Annotated in this window: 14 protein-coding genes; all 14 read left to right on the forward strand. The window is 62.8% G+C overall.

What is annotated here, in order from left to right:
- Positions 1-25 precede the first annotated feature (25 nt).
- The 14 genes from DLM86_RS07040 to DLM86_RS07105 all read left to right on the forward strand — a co-directional run bounded on the left by DLM86_RS07040 (position 26) and on the right by DLM86_RS07105 (position 17,561).
- Positions 26-754, forward strand: coding sequence for a ZIP family metal transporter (locus DLM86_RS07040; RefSeq protein ID WP_110839286.1), 729 nt, complete (start codon positions 26-28; stop codon positions 752-754).
- A 146-nt stretch (positions 755-900) separates the two neighbouring features.
- The gene (locus tag DLM86_RS07045; RefSeq protein WP_245954469.1) at positions 901-1,845 is read left to right on the forward strand and encodes an MsnO8 family LLM class oxidoreductase; all 945 of its coding nucleotides are present in this window, start codon (positions 901-903) and stop codon (positions 1,843-1,845) included.
- Positions 1,846-1,868: 23 nt separating this feature from the next.
- Positions 1,869-2,597 (forward strand): NAD-dependent protein deacylase, encoded by a 729-nt coding sequence (locus DLM86_RS07050; RefSeq protein ID WP_110839288.1) that lies wholly within the window; start codon positions 1,869-1,871, stop codon positions 2,595-2,597.
- Between the two features lie 171 nt (positions 2,598-2,768).
- The gene (locus tag DLM86_RS07055) at positions 2,769-3,446 is read left to right on the forward strand and encodes a response regulator transcription factor (RefSeq protein WP_110839752.1); all 678 of its coding nucleotides are present in this window, start codon (positions 2,769-2,771) and stop codon (positions 3,444-3,446) included.
- Positions 3,443-4,819 (forward strand): sensor histidine kinase, encoded by a 1,377-nt coding sequence (locus tag DLM86_RS07060; RefSeq protein WP_110839289.1) that lies wholly within the window; start codon positions 3,443-3,445, stop codon positions 4,817-4,819. The genes DLM86_RS07055 and DLM86_RS07060 overlap by 4 nt, the downstream gene beginning before the upstream one ends.
- Positions 4,820-5,105: 286 nt before the next feature.
- Positions 5,106-6,806, forward strand: a complete 1,701-nt coding sequence (locus tag DLM86_RS07065) for a hypothetical protein (protein WP_110839290.1) — start codon at positions 5,106-5,108, stop codon at positions 6,804-6,806.
- Between the two features lie 229 nt (positions 6,807-7,035).
- Positions 7,036-8,748, forward strand: a complete 1,713-nt coding sequence (locus DLM86_RS07070) for an efflux RND transporter periplasmic adaptor subunit (RefSeq protein WP_110839291.1) — start codon at positions 7,036-7,038, stop codon at positions 8,746-8,748.
- A gap of 2 nt (positions 8,749-8,750) precedes the next feature.
- The gene (locus tag DLM86_RS07075) at positions 8,751-9,461 is read left to right on the forward strand and encodes an ABC transporter ATP-binding protein (protein ID WP_110839292.1); all 711 of its coding nucleotides are present in this window, start codon (positions 8,751-8,753) and stop codon (positions 9,459-9,461) included.
- A complete protein-coding gene (locus tag DLM86_RS07080) occupies positions 9,458-10,639 on the forward strand; it encodes an ABC transporter permease (protein ID WP_110839293.1) in 1,182 nt (393 codons plus the stop codon). The genes DLM86_RS07075 and DLM86_RS07080 overlap by 4 nt, the downstream gene beginning before the upstream one ends.
- A 23-nt stretch (positions 10,640-10,662) precedes the next feature.
- Positions 10,663-12,822, forward strand: coding sequence for a hypothetical protein (locus DLM86_RS07085; RefSeq protein ID WP_110839294.1), 2,160 nt, complete (start codon positions 10,663-10,665; stop codon positions 12,820-12,822).
- A 118-nt stretch (positions 12,823-12,940) separates the two neighbouring features.
- Entirely contained in the window at positions 12,941-13,717 is a 777-nt protein-coding gene (locus tag DLM86_RS07090) for a stalk domain-containing protein (protein WP_158289368.1), read from the forward strand.
- Between the two features lie 161 nt (positions 13,718-13,878).
- Complete coding sequence (locus DLM86_RS07095) at positions 13,879-14,586, forward strand: sulfite exporter TauE/SafE family protein (protein ID WP_110839296.1); 708 nt, start codon at positions 13,879-13,881, stop codon at positions 14,584-14,586.
- A gap of 60 nt (positions 14,587-14,646) precedes the next feature.
- Positions 14,647-15,291 carry a phosphatase PAP2 family protein gene (locus tag DLM86_RS07100; RefSeq protein WP_110839297.1) on the forward strand — a complete coding sequence of 215 codons (645 nt, stop codon included), beginning with the start codon at positions 14,647-14,649 and terminating at the stop codon, positions 15,289-15,291.
- Positions 15,292-15,497: 206 nt separating this feature from the next.
- The gene (locus DLM86_RS07105) at positions 15,498-17,561 is read left to right on the forward strand and encodes a transglycosylase domain-containing protein (protein ID WP_158289369.1); all 2,064 of its coding nucleotides are present in this window, start codon (positions 15,498-15,500) and stop codon (positions 17,559-17,561) included.
- Positions 17,562-17,625 lie beyond the last annotated feature (64 nt).

Below are 17,625 nucleotides of genomic sequence, written 5' to 3' on the forward strand. Positions count from 1 at the left end.
TGCAGGGCAGGTGAATGGCGGGAAGATGGAAACGATGTTGATCGGAAGCGTTCTCTCCGCGCTATCGACCGGATTCGGCGCGCTGCCGATCCTGATTTTCAAGCGGGTGAGCCACCGGTGGCGCGATTGGCTGATCGCGTTCACGGCGGGCGTCATGGTGTCGGCCTCGATGTTCGGCCTCATTCCGCAAGCGCTCGACGTATCGGACACGATCGTCGTATCGCTCGGCGTTCTGCTCGGCGTCGTCGTGCTGAGCTTGCTGGAGACGTACATCCCCCATATCGATTTGGAAAGCCGGCCGGGCGGCGCGACGTCCGACAAAGCGTTTTTGATCGTCGCGGCGCTGTTCCTCCATAACATTCCGGAAGGACTGTCCGTCGGCGTCAGCTTCGCAAGCGTCGATCAGGAGCTCGGAGCGGTCGTCGCCATCGGCATCGGGCTGCAAAATATGCCCGAAGGCTTGCTCGTGGCGCTGTTCCTCGCCAATCAATCGATCGGGCGGATGAAAGCGTTCTGGATCGCCACGCTGACGGGTTCGGTTGAAATCGTGGTGGCGATCGTCGGCTACGGCTTGACCAATTACGTGTCCGGACTCGTGCCGTACGGCTTGTCGTTCGCAGCCGGCGCGATGATGTTCATCGTGTACAAGGAGTTGATTCCGGAAAGCCACGGCGACGGGAACGCGCGCACGGCGACGTTCTCGTTCATTTTCGGCTTGCTGTCGATGATCGTGCTGATGGACTTGTTCGGATAAATAGCCGTAGCGACTGCAGCGAGCCCCGATCGATTGGCGATCGGGGCCGTTTGCCGTGGTTCGCATAGGCCGAAGCTCCTTTGTTCCGTTAGGCGAGCTTGTACGATATAATGGGTGGAAGCAAAGGAGTGCTGGGATTGAAACGTATCGAATTAAGCGTACTGGATCTCGTCCCGTCCTGGGAAGGAGCGGATCCGGGCACCGCGGTCGGGCATGCGGTGACGCTTGCGCGGACGGCCGAGAAGCTCGGGTTCGTCCGGTATTGGGTGGCGGAGCATCACGACATGCCCGGCATCGTCTCGTCGTGCCCGGAGGTGCTGCTCGCGCATATCGGCGCGAGGACGGAGCGGATCCGCATCGGCTCGGGCGCGGTGCTGCTTCCTTACTACAAGCCGTATAAAGTGGCGGAGGCGTTCCACATGCTCGCCACGCTGTATCCGGGCCGGATCGATCTCGGCATCGGCCGGGCGCCGGGCGGGTCCGCCCACGTCTCGATGGCGCTCGCGGACAACTATTTGGAGCAGGTGCGCCGGCTCCCGGAATCGGTCGAGGCGTTGGCGGCGCTGCTCGCCGACGCCTATCGCGTCGACGGTCAGCCGGTGACGGCGCGACCGCTGCCGGACGTCCCGCCCGAGCTGTGGCTGCTCGGCACCGGGGACAAAAGCGCGAAGCTGGCATCGCGCACCGGCGCGGGGTTCGCGTTCGGCTATTACATGAGCGAGCGCGACGGTGCGGACATCTTGAATGCGTACCGGAACGAATATGCGCCGTCCCGATTGGCCCCGCGGCCGAAGACGATCGTCGCCGTCGGCGTCGTATGCGCGGAGACGGAAGCGGAGGCGAGGCGCTTGGCGGCGGCGGGGCTGCGGTCGATTCCCGGCGCGGACGCCGCTGCGGCCGATGGTGCGGAACGGCCCGCACACGCCGGTCGGGCCGTCGTCGGAACGCCGGAACAGGTGCGCGCGCAGCTGCTCGACATCGCCGGCCGGCTCGGGGCGGACGAGATCATGGCCGTCACCGCGGTGGCGGACTACGCCGCGCGGCTGCGGTCGTACGAGCTGCTGGCCGAGGCCGTGCAAGGCCCAACATGAAACCCGGATGGAGGAGTGCCGACATGGATTTCGATACGCTTAGGCGGATCATCGGGGACAGCCCGAATATCGTTTTTTTCGGAGGGGCGGGGACGTCGACGGAGAGCGGGATACCGGACTTTCGGTCGAACGCGGGACTGTTCCGGACGATGGCCGGCAGCGAGCACCCGCCGGAGGAGATGCTGAGCCGGACGTTTTTCGACAACCATCCGGCCGAGTTTTACCGGTTTTACAAAACGCATATGCTGCATCCCGGCGCCAAGCCGAACGCGGGCCATCTGGCGTTGGCCGAGCTGGAGGCGCAGGGGCGGCTCAAGGCGCTCGTGACGCAAAATATCGACGGCCTTCATCAAGCGGCGGGAAGCCGCAACGTGCTGGAGCTGCACGGTTCCGTCCACCGGAACGGCTGCATGGCGTGCGGCGCCTTTTATACGCTGGACGAGCTGCTCGCGCTGGAAGGGCCGGTGCCGCGCTGCGTCCGCTGCCAAGGGATCGTCAAGCCCGACGTCGTCCTGTACGAGGAGCCGCTCGACGACGACGTCTTCGCGAAGGCGGCGCAAGCGATCGCGGAAGCGGACGTCCTCATCGTGGCGGGGACGTCGCTCAGCGTCTATCCCGCGGCGGGACTGCTCCGGCATTACGGCGGCGATCGACTGCTGCTTATCAACAAGTCGCCTACGAAATACGACGGCTACGCGAGATACATCATCCCCGATTCGTTCGCGCTCGTCATGGACAGGCTCGTCCGATAACCGGACGAATGTGACGATTTTCGGTCAATTGGCGATCGCCGCATCGATTTTAAGATTGGTTTAAGGAGAAGGTGATACAATGGGCGAAGCTTGCCGTCCATTCTCCGCGGCGGCTGGAACGGACGCGAGCGGACGTTTCTCATCCCCAATCGAAAGGACATGCGGAACGTTATGAGCAAAATTTTGATCGTCGACGACGATTTGGCCATCCGGAAGCTGGTCAAGGCGTTTCTGCAGCAGGAAGGATTCGCGACCTTCGAGGCGGCCAACGGCGAGGAAGCGATGGACGTGCTCGCGAACGTGAAGATCGACCTCGTCGTGCTGGATATTATGATGCCGGTCATGGACGGCTGGGATTTTTGCCGGGATTTGAAAAAAACGATGGACATTCCGGTCATCATCGTATCAGCCAAAGGCGAAGTCGCCGAACGGCTGAAAGGGTTTCAGCTCGGCACCGACGACTACATGGTAAAGCCGTTCGATCCGATGGAGCTGGTCATGCGGGTGAAGGCGCTGCTCAAGCGATACCGGATCGAGCATTCGGAGACGGTGCAGGTCGGCGACTTGACGATCGACCGGAAGACGTTCGAGATGACCGTGGGCGGGCAAAGCGCGATGATTCCGCCGAAGGAGTTCGAGCTGCTGTTCAAGTTCGCGAGCAACCCGGGCCACATTTTTACGAGGGCGCAGCTGATCGAGCAAATATGGGGCGTCGACTACGAAGGCGACGCCCGCACGGTCGACGTCCACGTGAAACGGCTGAGGGAGCGTCTCGAGCAGCAGCGGTCGGACAAAGTGTCGATCGTGACGATTCGGAATTTGGGCTACCGGCTTGAGGTACAGCCGTGATCCGGACGCTGTACATGCGCATCGCCATCGTCATCTTCTTCGTCGTCTGGTGCAGTCTGGCGCTGTCCAGCTTCACGTTCTCCCATTATTTCCGCAGCCAGCTGAACGGACGGGTCGAGGAGCTGCTCCAAAATGCGGCCAAGCTGGTCGTACGGCTCATTCAGGAAACGGAGCCGCAGCAGCTCGGGCAGACGGTCACGATCGCCGCCCGGCTGAACCGGGGGCAGGAGCTGCAGCTGTTCGCGGAGGGAGGGGAGCGATTCAGCTCCGGCCCGGGGCAGAAGACGATGTGCGTCATACCCGACGATACGGTTCGAGACGTGCTCGAGGGCTCGTCGTACAGCAGCTTCCAAAGCGGAGAGAGCGAGCAATGTCCGCAAGGGAGCGTCGGGACGCCGTTCGAATACGGCGGGAAACGGTATGCGCTGTTCGTGTCCCCGATCGGTCCGCGGCCGGTCGGCCGGTTCGACTTTATCGATTTCCGCAACTTGCTGACGATCTTCTTGATCAGCACGTTTCTGATCGCGCTGGCGGCCGTTTATTTGGTCCGCCCGCTCAAGCAAATTACCGAAGCGACGCGCAAAATCGCCGGCGGCGACTTCAACGTGAAGCTGCGCATCCGGCAAAGGGACGAGCTCGGGTCGCTGGCGTCGAGCATTACGCATATGGCGGAAGAGCTGAACAAGATGGAGAAGATGCGGCAGGAGTTCGTCTCGAACGTCTCGCACGACATCCAGACGCCGCTGACGTCGATCCGCGGCTTTTCCAAGCTGCTGCAGCGCGATACGCTCGCCCCCGACGAACGGCTCGGCTACTTGCGGCTGATCGAGAGCGAGTCGGAGCGGCTGTCCCGGCTCAGCGAAAATTTGCTCAAGCTCGCTTCGCTCGACTCCGAGCACCATCCCCATCATCCGAAAAGCATTCAGCTTGACGAGCAGCTGCGGCGATCGGTCGTCGCGTGCGAGCCGCTCTGGTCGGCCAAGCGGCTCGACATCGAGCTGGAGCTGCCGCCGGTGCGCATCGTCGCCGACGAAGATTCGCTCAACCAAGTGTGGACGAATTTGCTGCACAACGCGATCAAATTCACGCCGCCGGAAGGCCGTATCGTCGTCTCGCTGTCGGAGGACGAGCGGCGGGCGACGGTAACGGTGTCCGATACCGGCATCGGCATCGCGTACGACGACCAGCCCCATTTGTTCCGGCGGTTTTACAAGGCGGACGCCTCGCGGCAAAGCTCGGACATGAGCGGCAGCGGACTCGGTCTCGCGATCGTGAAGAAAATCGTCGATCTGCACGAAGGCGCGATCGAGCTGACGAGCGAGCCCGGCGCCGGGACGACGATCCGCGTTTCTTTGCCGAAAGCGGGGGCGTAGAACGTCGGTCGGACGACCGGGCGATTTCCTTCAAACCAGGTACAAATGTGCAAGCATGCGCCGGAAAAGGTTCGACCGGCGACGAGCGGCGCGCGTTTGTGCCTTTTTTTGCGTCCAATCGGGGGAGTCCCGCCGCCGCACTTCCGGATCGATTCGTCTTTTCAGCTATTTTTTAGGTTCATTTCAGCTTGCTTTAAGGCTCCGTTCATCGACAGGACACATTGGCGATCTATACTCCGTCTTGTAGCAACCCATTAGACAAAGAGACGGAAGGATGGAGAGAAACATGCAATTGAACCAATCCGGAACGAGCAAGAACACGATGAAAAAAAAGCTGGTCGTCCTGATGAGCGCCGCGGCCGTATTCGCCGCGACGGGAGCCGCGCTGCCGGCCCGCCCGGCATTCGCGGAAACGGTCCCGGCGGCCGCATCGCCGGTCGCGGCGGAGAAGCCGGCGGCACCGCGAGTCGACTACATCGCGCTGTCGGTCCACCAAAAGCTGTCGTCGATCGCCTCGGACGCGGCGACGGTCGCCGATAAGGCGTATGACGAGCTGATGGACGCGGTCCGATCGGGCCAATCGCTTGCCGCCGCGTCCGGACTCGGCTCCGCGGAGCTGGCGGACAAGCTGGGAGCCCTTTACGCCCAATCGTTCGACGGCGAGGTTGCGGCTGGTTACATGACCCGGGAAGAAGCGGACGAAGCGAACCGACTCGCCGCCGCCGCCGTTCGCGAAACGATCGATACGTCGGGTGCGGCCGTCGGGCCGCTTGTCCGCACGGTAGGTCGGGATATCGTCGACAAGGCAACGGCGGACGTCGTTCAGAACGTCGCCTTCTTGTCCGACAAAAGCTCGATCGAGCTTCGAGCGGCGCTGCGCCAAGGGCAAAGCTTGACCGAGGCATCCGGCCTCGATGCGGCGACGCTGTCGGCCTCGCTGCTCGAATCGGTCGCCTTCGAGCTGGATCGGGCGGTCCGATACGGCCAGCTGGCTGCACAGGAGGCGGCGGACTTGAAGGCGGAGGCGGCCCGGTCGATCGACGAAGCGTTGGCGACGAAAGGGTACGATCCGGAAACGAACGAATGGATGGCACGGTACGGCGACGCGATCATCGACAAACGGCTGTCGAACTTGACGGGGATCGCCGCGGCGCTCGCGGATAAAAGCTACGCGGATGTGGAGGATGCGCTAGCGCAAGGCGGGACGCTGCTGTCGGCGACGGGACTTTCCGAAGCCGAATTGCTTGACCGGCTCGCCGCTTCCGTCGACGTTTCGATCGAGCAGGCCTGGCAGAGCGGCACCTTGTCGGCCCGAGCGGCGGACGCGCTGAAGGCGGAGGCGGCCGACCGGCTGAAGGAGGCGATCGCGACGGCCGGCTACGGTACCCGCGCGCAAAGCGGAGCGAAGAGCGACAGCGCCATCGCGAAGGAGAGCGTCGATCAGCTCGTGCGGCAGGCGGCCTCGTACGCGGGCAAGACGGCGGCGGAAGTCCGGGAGGCGCTAGGAGCCGGACAAACGCTTGTGCAGGCGACCGGCATCGATCAGGCGGAGCTGTATGGCGTGCTGCAAGGAAACGCCGGCGCCTATATCGAGAAAGCCGTAGCAAGCGGGCGGCTCGCCGCGGTGGATGCGGATGCGACGAAGCAAGAGGCGAGCGAACGGATCGGCTCGGCGATCGCGAAGCCGGGGTATGTCGGCGAAGCGGATGCGGACGCCTACTTGAACCGGCTTCGCGGCACGCTCGTCGATCAGGTCGCCGATTGGGCCGGGACGACGCGAGAGGAGCTGCTCGAGAAGCTGGCGGGCGGACAGTCGCTCGCCCAGGCGGCCGGCACGGACGCGGACACGCTGCTCCACGCGCTGCTTCGCGGCGTCAACCGGGATTGGAACGAATACGCGGCGGAAGGCCGGTTGACCGCGCAAGAAAGCGCGCCGATCAAGGCGAACATGGCGGCGGAGCTTCTGGCGCTCGTCACGAACGGATAATCGATGCGACGGGACTGCTCCCCGAACGGAGCGGTCCTATTTTTACCTCGTTTTAAGGTTTTGTTCATAAATGGTTCATATTCTCCGCCTATAATCGCCTCAGGCAAATTGCGATGAAAGCGCATCCTCATGCGGTCGCTTTCGTCATCGGGAGCCCGATCGGCCCACGGTACCGGCAGTTGTACATAAAATGAGGCAAGAGAAGCGTAGACGGGGAAGGAAGATGGTTATGGCATGGAAGCGCGGAGCGAAATGGGCGATCGCCGCGGCGGTTGTCGTCGTATGCGGGGGAGCGGGAACGTATTGGTTCGTCGCCAAGCCGGACCGCCCGAAGGCGGCGGCGGAAAATCAAGTTTCCACGGTCAAGGTGCAGCGAGGGAACATTCGGCTTTCCGTATCGGGCACGTCCCAGTTCCAGACGCAAAATTTGCAAAACATTACGGCGCCGGCGGACGGAACGGTCAAGACGCTGAACTTGACCCGGAGCCAGCCGGTCAAGAAGGACGATATTTTGCTGCAAATTTCGAACCCGAACCTCGAGGCGAACTTGAAGGACGGGCTGACGAATTTGGAAAATTTGCAGAAGGAATTGGACGATCTGATCAAGCAGCAGCAAAACTTGCGGATCGTGTCGCCGATCGACGGGAAGCTGACGCTGGGCGCCAACCTCGACGTCGGGTCGTCGGTCAACAAGTCGGCGAAGGTCGGCACCGTTTCGGCGGTTTCGACCCTCATCGTGAAGCTGCCGTTTCCGCTGGAGGAGGCGGTCCAATTCAAGGCCGGCGATCCGGTCGATCTGTCGATCGCCGGCTACGCGCTGACGAAAACCGGCACGGTCCAATCGGTCGGCAAGGAGCCGAAAGCGGACGCCGCCGGCAACCGGCTCGTCGACGTGGAAGTCGCCGTGGAGAACGACGGCACGATCGACGCGGGCATGGAAACGGAAGGCTCCGTCGTCCTGAACGGGCGGGAAATTAAAGCCAAGGGGGCGGCGAAGGTCGAAGCGCTGAAAACCGTCGCATTTTTGTCCGAATCGGCGGGGACGATTTCCGAGCTCCAGAAGAAGACCGGGGATACGGTTAAGGCGGGCGAGGTCATCGCGATTCTCGTTAACGATACGCTGAAGGATTCGATCGCATCGAAGCGGGCGGCCATCGAACGGCAAACCGTCACCGTCCAGGAGGCGCAGAAGCGGGTGGACGATTTGACGGTGAAGGCGCCGTTCGACGGCGTCTTCTCCACCGACTTCGCCAACCAGCGGACGAACGTGCTCGCCCGCTTCCCGGTCGGCGCCGCGGTCAAGTCCGGCGACCTGTTCGGCGGCGTCGCGAGCCTCGACGTCATGACGCTGCCGATCCAGGTGGACGAGCTTGACTTGACCAGCATCAAGCCGGGTCTGAAGGTCGAGGTGAGCGTCGACGCCATCTCCGGCCGCAGGTTCCAAGGGGAAGTGCTGCAAGTGTCCACGGTCGGGACGACGACGAACGGCGTGACGTATTACGACGCGATCGTAGGCGTGGAGAACAAGGACCAGCAGCTGAAGTACGGCATGACCGGCACCGCCGAAATTTTGATCCAGGACAAGAAAGACGTGCTGACGCTGCCGATCGAGGCGCTCCGCCTGCAGCGCGGCAATGCGACCGTATCGGTCAAAAAGCCGGACGGCACGGTCGAGGAGAACGTGCCGATCAAGATCGGCATCCGCAGCAAAACGAACGTGGAAGTCGTCGAAGGGCTGAAGGAGGGCGACGAGGTCGTCGTGCCGACCCGCCAGCGGACACAGAACGGCACGCAGCAGCAGATCGACGCGCTGCGCCAGCAGTTCCAGCAAGGCGGCTTCCCCGGCGGCGGAGCGGGTGGCGGCGGAGGCGGAGGCTTCCAGATCCCGCAAGGCGGCTTTCCGGCCGGCGGCGGTGGTGGCGGAGGCGGAGGAGGCAGGTAAGCATGAACATCATCGAACTGACCGATATATGCAAATCGTACGGTCGCGGCGCCGAGGAAGTGCAAATATTGAAAAACGTTTCGCTTACCGTGGAGACCGGCGACTTCGTCGCGATCGTCGGACCGAGCGGCTCGGGCAAGTCGACGCTCATGAATACGATCGGCCTGCTCGATACGCCGACCTCCGGCACGTATAGGCTGGACGGCACCGCTACCGAGAAGCTGAACGACAGCCAGATGGCGGTCGTCCGGAACAAGAAGATCGGCTTCATCTTCCAGCAGTTCAACCTGCTCCCGCGCCTGTCGGCGCTTGAAAACGTCGAGCTGCCGCTTATCTATGCGGGGGTCGGCAAGAGCGAACGGCGCGAACGGGCGAAGCGGATGCTCGAATCGCTCGGCATGGGCGCCCGCATCGACCATCGACCGAGCCAGCTGTCCGGCGGCCAGCAGCAGCGGGTGGCGATCGCGCGGGCGCTGGCCGGCTCGCCGTCGCTGCTGCTTGCGGACGAACCGACCGGCGCGCTCGATTCGAAGACGGGCACGGAGGTGCTGGAGCTGATGATCGAGCTGAACGAGCAGGGCAATACGATCGTGCTCATCACGCACGATTCGCACATCGCCGATCACGCCAAGCGGGTCGTGTCGATCCGGGACGGCGAAATCGTCGACGACAGACGCAACGTCGTCGCGCCGAGAGAGGCGGTGCGCGTATGAGCTTGCTGGAACTCGTCGTCATGGCGATGCGGACGATTATGGGCAAGCCGATGCGGACGCTCCTCACGATGCTCGGCGTGATCATCGGCGTCGGGTCGGTCGTGACGCTCGTCTCGATCGGCCAAGGGACGACGGCGCAAATCGAGAAGCAGTACGAGAGCTTGGGCACCAACCTGCTCGTCGTCAACCTGCTCGGCAACGGGCGGGCGACCCAGCTCGATTACGATCAGCTGATGGAGCTGGAAATATTGCCGGAAATCGAGTCGATCGCGCCGACCGTCACGAAGAACGGCTCGAACGTCAAATTCGAGCGCACCTCGGAAACGTTCAACGTCATCGGTACGAACGACCGGTACTTTTCGCTCATGAAGGTGGATGTGGAGAAAGGCGGACGGGCGCTCGTCCCGGCGGACAACGAATTCCGCAACCAGGTGGCGGTCATCGGCAGCGAAGCGGCCAAGACGCTGTTCGGCAGCGCGAACCCGGTCGGCCAGGACGTCAATATCGACGGGATCGTCTTCACGATCGTCGGCAAGCTGAAGCCGAAAGGGTCGAACATCGGCGGGACGTCGCCGGACAGCTCGGTCATCGTGCCGCTCGAGGCGGCGCGCAGGTCGTTCCGGCTCGGCCAAATCCGGACGACGTACCTGGAGGCGCCGAACGTCGACCAGCTGTCGCGCGCGCAGGCGACGATCACCCAATTTTTGGCGAGCAAGTTCAAAAGCTCGAACGGCTTCCGCATCCAGAACCAAGACGAGCTGCTGAACGCGAGTAAGGAGGCGTCGAGCTCGCTGACGAACCAGCTGATCAGCGTCGCCTTGATCTCGCTGCTCGTCGGCGGCATCGGCATTATGAACATCATGCTCGTCACCGTCAGCGAGCGGACGCGGGAAATCGGCATCCGCAAGTCGATCGGCGCCCAGCGCCGGCACATCCTGATGCAATTTTTGATGGAGGCTGCGGTCATCAGCGGACTCGGCGGCTTGCTCGGGCTTCTGCTCGGCGTCGCGGCATCGCTCAGCTGGCCGCTGTTCAACCCGAAGCAGCCGACGCAGCTGTCGATCGAAATCGGCTTGTACGCTTTTCTCTTCTCCGTGCTCGTCGGCATCGTATTCGGGCTGTATCCGGCCAACAAAGCATCGCGCCTGAAGCCGATCGACGCGCTGCGATTCGACTAAACGACCAATGGGAGGTACTTCTTATGATTCGAAACCGGCGCGGCGGCCTGCCCCGAACAGCGCGCAAGCTGCTGCCTGCGATCGTAGCCGCTTGTCTCGCGCTGGCGCCCTGCTCGGCGCTAGCGGGCAAGGAGGGCGTCTACGTCAGCGACAGCGTCTATTTCACATTGGATAAGGTGCGGTTTTCCGCCGCTTCCGACGATTCGATCCTCCGTTTCACCGTCAATTTGCATAACGGCGGCAGCGGATTCGTCGACTACAACGGGTACGGCGTGCGGGTGACCGATTCGTCCGGGTACAGCTATTCCGCTCAGTTGACCGGGAAGCAAAGCGCCCGGGTGCAGGCCGGCAAGGAGCAGCCGTTCGCTTACGAGGCGCGTGTCGCCAAAGGTCTCGACCCGAAGGATTTGCGCGTGACGCTGTTCCGGTGGAACTACGGCGGCGGCGTCTCGATGTCCGACATCGGCTCGCTGTCGGTCGCGTCCGCCATGGAGGAGAGCGCCGCCGCGGAGCCGGAGGCGGTCGTTCCGTTGGCGCAGGTCGATTCGGCGCTGTCCGCGGATGCGAAAGTCTCGTTCCGGCTCGGCGGCACCTATACCGTATACCAAAACGACGAATGGAACGTATACGCCGACTTGATCGCCGTCAATTCCGGCGACACCGGGCTCGTCCTGCCCTCGGGGCTCAAGATGAGGCTGGAAAATGCGGACGGCGAGACGGTCGCCGTCACGGCGCTCGACGGCGCCGACAAATCGCTGCTTCCCGGGAAAGCGCAGCGCATTACGGTTCACGCGGCCGTTCCCGATTCGGACGCCGCCGGAAGCTGGTCGCTGCAGTTTTATACGGCGAACGGAACGAACGTTTCGATTTGGGACAGCTTGGAGCTTGGCGGCCGGACGAAGCTCGCGGCGATCGGCGAAGCGCGGCCGATTACGGACGCGCAAGGCCAAGAAGTGGCGGCCGTCCAAGTGACGTCCGCCGTCGTTTCCCAATCCGACGACGGGCAGTCGGTCCGGATGGACGTGCAGGTCGCCAATAACGGCAGCCGCGTCGTCGCCGTACCGAGCTTGTCGGCCGTGTTCCAGTCGGGCAAAGGAGGCATAGCCGTGCAAGGGACGGACGCCGAAACGCACGCCGCCTATTTGTCGCAGGGCGAGACGGAGACGTTCTCCTTCACCGCGCTGCTGCCGAAAGGACTGCCGCTGGACGAGCTGCAGGCCGCGCTGTTCGAGAAGCGGGGCGGTTCGACAAGCGCCGGTGCTTCCACCGCCGGCGCAAGCGGCAGCGGCAATGCGAACGCAAACGCCAACGCCAACGCGGGATCGAACGGCGCTTCCGGAACGAACGGCACGGCCGCCGCATCCGGCAAATCGGTTCCCGTCCTGATCGCCGACCTGAAGCGGGCGGACGCCTACGCGCTGGGCGACGGCGAAATCTATACGATCGGCCAGCCGATCCGGCTCGCCTTGGAGAAAAATACCGAGGTGTCGGTCGCGGAGCTGAAAACGTACGACAACGAAAATTACGGCTTCAAAACAGTCGTCGCGAAGCTGCGGATCGCGAACTACGACAAATCCGCGCTGGCGCTGCCGGAGCTGAATCTGGATCTGCGGGACGAAAGCGGACGCGTCTACACCGGCACCCGCCAGACGAACGTCATCGCCCAGCTCGCTTCGAACAGCAGCTACATGGTGACGTATTCGTTCGCCATGTCCGACGCCGATCTGGATAAGCCGTTCACGCTCCGGGTGTACAAAGGAAAAGAAACGATCCCGCTGGGCGCGGTGAAAGTCGGCGTCGAGCAGGAAAACGACCGCGACGACGTATGGGACGTCTATCCGTACAAAATCAGAGTGAAGGAGTCGGATCTGCTGAACGGCGTTCTCAACACGACGTTCTCGTATACGATGACGCTCAACGTCGACCTGCAGCGGAAGGCGCTGATCATCTCCGACTCGAGCGTGTCGAAGCTGCAGTTCGATATCGTCGATCCGCTCGGGCTCGTGCTGTCGAGTCAGACACTGCCGTTCCTGGGTGCGACGCGGCTTTTGAACGGGGAAAACTTCCTGACGTTCGGCAACTTGAAGGTCAATCAATTCAGCACCCATAACTACGCGGTCGTCTACGAGGTCGTCGATACGCCGAACGGCGTCGTGAAGCGCAAACTCGGCGAAATCCGGTAACGGCGGGCATAGCAAGGCAAGCTTCCGCGGGATGGTCCATGCGACCATCCCGCTTTGACGTTGCCCGAAGCGGACAAGTGGAATACAATGGAAGGCAGGGAGAGGAGCGATGAATGCGATGAAGAAACGAACGACGGCGCTGCTGACCGCCGTCCTGCTGACGGGGGCGTCCGGCGCGGCGATTGCGGCCGGTACGGACGAGCAATACAAAGGGTTTCCGATCGTCAACGTGGTCGTGAACGGGAAGACGGTGCAGGGCGAGGCGCCCGGCATCAATCTCGACGGGACGACGCTCGTGCCGTTCCGGGCGATCGGCGAGGCGCTGAAGGCGGATATCCGATGGGACCCGGCCACGTCGACGGCGTCGTTGACACTGGCCGCTAACACGGGTACGGGGTCGGCGTCGCCGGAGAAGCCGCAGCCCCAAAAGGATGAGCGCCGGGCGAAAATGGAGGAAGAAGTGCGCGCGCTGTACGACATGACGGAAGCGTATTTCGAGCAGCTCGAAGTGGTGCGCGAGCGCATCCGCATCGCCAAAGACTTTTATGAGGTCAAGAAGAACGATTATTACTTTCAGCAAATGGCGGACCAGTTTTGGCGCAAGTTCGAGGAGCAGTTTGCGGCGATTTTGACGAAAAGCAGCGGCGACCTGATGAACGAGGCGAAGCGAACGGATTTGCCCGCGGCCGCGATCGTGCAAACGGCGGAGAAGGCTCATGCCGCCATGGCTTCGTACAAGCTTTCGTGGACGCAGCTGCAAATGCACTATACGTCGTCCAAGCCGGAGTTTCTCGAATATTATATTATGAACTACAGCAACGCGTTTGAGGACGAGCTGAAGGCGAAAGACATGCTGAAGGCCGCGGCCAAGGAGCTGGAAAAGGCCGTTCGCTAAAGAATGCACGCGATTTACGACATTAAATATTATCGATATTAAGTAATGGATAGAAAGCGCCGTCGCCGACGAAAATGCAAACCGTTCGCCGGAAATGCCAAAGACAAGCCGTTCCCGGATCGGGTATACGGACGAAAACCTTTTAGACGGGAGGGAACGGGATGGAATGGATTTGGACGTTTTTGATCGTCGTCATGTCCGCCGCCGTGCAGACCGGCACCGGGTTCGGCTTCGCCATTATGGCGATCCCGCTTCTGCTGCTCGTCAATCCGGACCATTCGGCCGTCTCGACGGCGCTTGCGCTTTCGCTTCTATCGTCGTTGTCGACGCTGCCCAAGGTCGTGCGGGACGCCGACAGGCGGATGCTCGGCCGGCTGCTGACCGGCAGCGCGTTCGGCCTGCCGCTCGGCGGACTCGTCTTTTTCCTGCTCGACGTGGAAGGGCTGAAGGCGGCGGCCGGCGTCGCGATTCTGGCGTTCGCCGTTCCGCTTCTGATCCGGATGCGTCTGCCGCTCGGAGGCGGAAGGGGAGCCGGGCTATTGTCGGGCTTTCTCGGCGCCAGCGTCGGAATGCCCGGTCCGCCGGTCGTTCTGTACATGCTGTCGGCCGATGTCGGGAAGAACGTCTTCCGCGGTACGTCGATCGCCTACTATAGCGCGGTCAACGCCGTCAGCTTGACGATCCAATTGTCGAGCGGCCGGGTCGTCCCGGCCGAGCTTGTTCAAGCGGCGTTTCTCGTGCCGGCCATCTTCGCCGGCCAATACATCGGAGCCGCGGCGGCCCGACGGCTTAGCCCGGTCTGGTTTCGAAGAGCGACGATGCTGCTGCTCGTCGCATCCGGCGTGCAGGCGCTTCTTACGGGACTGTAAGTATTTCATGACGAACGATCCCCTCCGCGGAACGAAAGAAGGAGAGAGCTCACCCTGGACATGAAGAAGCGATTGTTCGGCCGGGCGTTCGTCGCCGCCGTCTTGTGCGCCGCCGGCTTCGGCTTTATGGCGTTCGCCGTGGGCGGTCCCCATATGGCGAATATCGACCGGGTCGTCACGGCGTATATACGGGGAATGCAGAGCGACTCGTTGACGACGTTCATGAAAGCCGTCACTTGGGTCGGCTCCGGACAAGCGGCCGGCGTTATCACGATTGTCGCGATGGCCTTTCTGTACAAGAGACTCGGGTTTCGCACCGAGCTCGTCTTGCTGGCGGCGGTCGGCCTCGGCTCGTGGCTGCTGAACGTGTCGCTCAAGGCGATTTTCCGGCGGACGAGGCCCGAAGAGGCGGAATGGCTCGTGGACGTATACGGATATAGCTTCCCGAGCGGGCATTCGATGGGCGCGCTCGCCTTGTACGGCATCCTCGCCTACTTGCTGTGGAAGCGTATGCCGGGAAGAGCGTGGCGCGGCGCGCTGCTCCTTCTTGGCGCGTCGATCATTGCCGCGATCGGCGTCAGCCGGATTTATTTGGGCGTCCATTACCCGAGCGACGTCGTCGGAGGCTATTTGGCCAGCGCCTGCTGGGCCTCGGCCTTCATCATGGGGTACGAAGCGTATAGACGGCGGCGCGAGCGACGGTAACGTTTCTCGCGTCCCCTTTCGTCGAAGCGTGCCGCCGGCCGGAAGGCCGGCTTTTTGGCGTACCCGGCTGCATTTCCCGGGCAACCGCGCCGGTCGATCCGATTCGCCATCGGTTTCGACACGGCGGCCGCTCCCCCCTTTAATCGGACTCCCCGCTCGAATACGTATCTGTACGACGGATACGAATGGACCGGGGGAGAGAGATCATGAAGGGTCATGTACGCAAATGGGCGCAAGCCGCCGGACGATATCGGCGTTGGATCGCGATCGGGATCGCAGCGATGTTCCTTCTGGCGATCGCGGGAGTCGGATTATGGGTCCGGTCGCTCGATATAGGCAAGCTGGCGGACCCGCTTCTCGCTCCGACGCAGCTGATGGACCGGAACGGGGAGCCGGTGTCGGAGCTGTCGTCGTCGAAAATCGATCCCGTGCCGCTCGACCGGATTCCGGTTGCGCTTCGGCAGGCGATCGTCGCGGTCGAAGACAAGCGGTTTTACGATCATGCCGGCGTGGACGGTTTCGGCATCGTCCGCGCCTTGTTCCGCAATGCGAAGGAGGGCGGCGTCTCGGAGGGCGGCAGCACGATTACGCAGCAGCTCGCCAAAAACCTGTTTTTGTCGCAGGAAAGGACGCTGTCCCGCAAGCTGAAGGAAGCGGCTTATGCGCTCAAAATCGAATGGACGTACGACAAGGACCGCATTCTCGAGACGTACTTGAACCAGATCTATTTCGGCGAAGGACAGTGGGGCGTCCAGCAGGCGGCGCTGACGTATTTCGGCAAAGACGTCGACAAGCTCTCGCTGGCGGAGTGCGCGATGCTGGCCGCCCTGCCGAAGGCGCCGACCCACTATTCCCCTTTCCGGGATAAAGAGAAGGCGCTCGAGCGGCGCAACCTCGTGCTCGATCTGATGGCCGGGGAAGGCTACATCGGCGAGCAGGAGCGCGCCGAGGCGAAAGCTTCGCCGATCGTCGTGACGCAACGGCGCGACGACGGTCTTCGCGGACGATACGGCTCGTACGTCGACCAGGCGATCGAGGAGGCGATCCGTCAGTACGGTTTTACGGAACGGCAGCTGCTGGCCGGAGGCTTGCGCATCTACACCGAGCTCGACCCGAAGGTGCAGGACGCAGTGGAGACGACGTATAAGAACGACAAGCTGTTCCCCGCGAGCGCCCAGGACCGGATCGTCCAAAGCGGCGCCGTCATCGTCGACCCGTATACGGGCGGGGTGCGCGGCATCGTCGGCGGAAGGGGCGAACGCGTGTTCCGCGGCTTCAACCGGGCGACGCAGCTGAAGCGGCAGCCCGGCTCGACGTTCAAGCCGCTCATGGTATATGCGCCCGCACTCGAGAAAGGGTACCGGCCCGATTCGAAGCTGTACGACGGCCCGCTCGACATTAACGGCTACCGGCCGACCGACTGGGACCGACGCTATCGGGGCGAGGTGACGATGAGGGAAGCGGTCATCCGTTCGTGGAACGTCCCCGCCGTCTGGCTGTTGAACGAAATCGGCCTCGGAACGGGCAAAGCGTTCGTCGCCAAGCTCGGCATCCCGCTCGCCGCGGGAGACGACAACCTCGGTTTGGCGCTCGGCGGCATGCAGGAAGGCGTATCGCCGCTGCAAATGGCGCAGGCGTACGGCGCCTTCCCGAATCTCGGCGTCATGATGCCGGCGCATACGATCGTGAAGGTGACGACGGCGGACGGCCGGGTGCTCGCCGAGCATCGGGCGGCTCCCGTGCAGGCGATGGAGCCGTCGGCCGCCTTCGCGATGACCGGCTTGCTCCTGGACGCCGTCCGTGAAGGCACCGCGTCGAACGGCGCGCTCGATCGTCCGACCGCCGGCAAGACCGGTACGACGGAGCTGCCGGAAACGGCGGAATTCGCGGGCGTCCCGGACGGCGCCAAGGACGCGTGGTTCGTCGGTTATACGCCGGAGCTCGTCGGCGCGGTCTGGATCGGCTACGATCAGACCGACCGGGGCCATTATTTGTCCACCTCGGGCGGATATAACCCGGCGCTCGTGTTTCGCGAGATGATGAGCCTGGCGTTGAAGGACGTTCCCGTCTCGGCGTTCAAGCAGCCAACCGACGCCGGCAAATCCGTCCCGGGGAAAGCGAAGGACGACGATCGCCGGAAGACGCCGCCGGGTCAAGCGAAGAAGAAGGAGGAGGACGACAAGGGCAAACAGGACGAGAAAGAGGAGAAGAAGGGGAAAGGCAAGGAGAAAGGGCGAAACGAAGGGAAGGAAGACGAAGGCGACGATTGAGGGAGGGCCGGATGGCGAAAATGAAAATACGGTCCGGCAACCTAAAGGCGGCCGGCCGGAACGC

The sequence above is a fragment of the Paenibacillus flagellatus genome, assembly GCF_003217775.1.
Classification (GTDB): Bacteria; Bacillota; Bacilli; order Paenibacillales; family NBRC-103111; genus Paenibacillus_AB; species Paenibacillus_AB flagellatus.